General features: G+C 43.2%; 1 protein-coding gene. It reads right to left on the bottom strand.

Features of this window, described 5'->3' with window-relative positions:
- Nucleotides 1-97 precede the first annotated feature (97 nt).
- Entirely contained in the window at nt 98-2,110 is a 2,013-nt protein-coding gene (locus tag HMPREF9442_RS05320) for a conserved domain protein (RefSeq protein WP_008626188.1), read from the bottom strand.
- Nucleotides 2,111-2,162 lie beyond the last annotated feature (52 nt).

Raw genomic sequence — 2,162 nt, 5'->3', positions numbered from 1 at the left:
AAGCGTTCCACGCGGGCGGCGAGGGAGTCTGTTTGGTATGTCTGTGTCCAAATGTCTGTGGTGTAATACAGCAATATGCCTAAAAGGGTCAGTTTTTTCATTTTTGTTTCTCCTTATTATAATAGATGATAGGATTTCCGTCAGCTCCTATGCCTTCAGCAGAAATATGAAGTGAACGGCAGTTATTGTTGTTGTAGAATGTGATACGGGCAATACCTTGGGCATCCGTTTTTACGTTTGGATTCCAGTATAAGGTGCGTCTGAAATCAGCATCCAATTCTTTAAGTGAACAGTTGTATTTTGGTTGGTGGAGTTCTTTTGGTCGTGAGAACCCTTTAATGATAGTGGCGCGTGAAGTAGGGCTAAGTCTGATTGTGGGTTGTAATTTTTTGGCAATCTGTTCCTCGGAAGAGTATGGAATGAGGCATACCAAGTAGTTTAACAATCCGGCTCTAATGGAGTATGGATTGTCTTCAGAGGGTATCCCGAGACTTTTGTATTTGTGGGCGATGGTAATTGTTCCGGTGGGATTTTTTTCGATATGATGTTGGAAAGGCACACGGGAATAGTCATATTGTAAGCATGTGGCACGGTCTGTTCTCACAACGATTTCTTTGATATTGTCGGTTTGTTTTAAATTGCCATCGTGAATGTGTCCTTCAGGAATGCCATAATCTCCGTGGTAGTGATTGGTTATCAGGAGTCGTGTATACCGTTCGGGGTAGTAATATCGTGATAGGAGGCTGGAAACGACTTTCCATGTCGGATAAGAACCGTCAAAATTGATGGATCCAGTTTGGTCTAAGGCGTATTCTTGTTCTTCAGCGTAGGAATAGTGCACTAATGAACGTGTGGTTCCTTTCCAAGTCCGTTTATGCTGTTGGGCTGTAACCTTCACTTCCTTTAACTGTTTGATGCCAACTTCTGCCGTGCCGGTCAAAGAGTCTGTTTTTATAGTGTAATCCTGTATATGATGGTATTCGTTGTCCTGGTATTGCCGAGGGGGAGGCGAGAACCATTTGTGCATTCTTATTCTTGATTCGTTCCAAAAGAAGTCTGCCCTGATTGCATTCAAACTCCCTGTTCGTTTCCCGTAGAAATCATCCATGGTGAAAGCCCAATACCCACATGAATCCGTTTTCGTGTTTCCTCCGAAGTGCAGGCTGTCCGTACGTATGGACAAACTAATGGTTGCTTGTGGCAAGAAACGGATCTTTCTTCTTTTGTTTAAGATAAAGTCTCCGTCCACGGTGATTCCTTTTTCCGGTGCATAACGGATGTCTTTTTGTGGGTTGAAGTTTTGTAAGGCTTGATAACTTCTTTCTACCCAACTGTAGTCTTTGAACAAGGTTTGGTAAATGTCACCTTTATTGTGCGTGTGGATAAAACTTTCTTCCGCACAAACGGAAAGGGAAAATTGGCTATAGGGTGTAGCCCGGAATACAAGTTCCACTTTTTCTCCCGGTCGTAAGTCTTTTGGTATGCTTTCGCATGCAATGGTGTCGGGGGTGAAATAGTTATAGTGCCGTATGACGGAATTGACAGCTTTTTGTACGGACAAAGGCAATGTGTCCTTTGAGGGCTTTCTTGCCTTTTCCTTTCTTTCCCTGAACGTCAGATTGTTGTCTTTGGACAAGTCGGGGCGTAAGCGGTCAAGCATGCTACGGATATGATAGTTCCCGTCTGTGGCTATGTCATAAATAGGGAAGACCCGTGAGAAATAATTGTCTTCTCCGAAATTCATCATATGGCGAGTATAGGCTCGTATTTCAAAGTACCCGGAAAGGTAGGCGCTATCCAATGCGAATTGCCCGTGACAGGTTCCATTTTCTATTTTTCCTTTAAATGTGTCCACGATGCCTCCTTCCGGTGAAACGAGTTCTACGTAGAGTACTCGGCTGATGTCTGTAGGACGGTTGCTTTCGTCCAGTATGTAAGCGTTGAACCATATCGTTTCTTTGAGGAAATAAGCGGTCTGGTCAAAATGCAGGTACACTTTTTCTTGATGCTGTGGGAGATAGGTAAGACAGCCATTTTGTGAGAAAATGGGGAGATACCTGAAAAGTAACAGGTTGCAAATGAATTGTATTTGGAACCATACATTTTTCATGTTGGAAAATTACAGTTCGTTTTTATCTGTTTCCGATTTCCACACAACGGGT

This window comes from Paraprevotella xylaniphila YIT 11841, from assembly GCF_000205165.1.
Taxonomy (GTDB): Bacteria; Bacteroidota; Bacteroidia; order Bacteroidales; family Bacteroidaceae; genus Paraprevotella; species Paraprevotella xylaniphila.
Note: the sequence above shows the minus strand (reverse complement) of the source record. Positions and strands in the feature narration are given on the sequence as shown.

Coding starts and splice junctions, on each gene's coding strand:
- HMPREF9442_RS05320 (WP_008626188.1), bottom strand. CDS start 2,110: ATGAAAAATGTATGGTTCCAAATACAATTCATTTGCAACCTGTTACTT.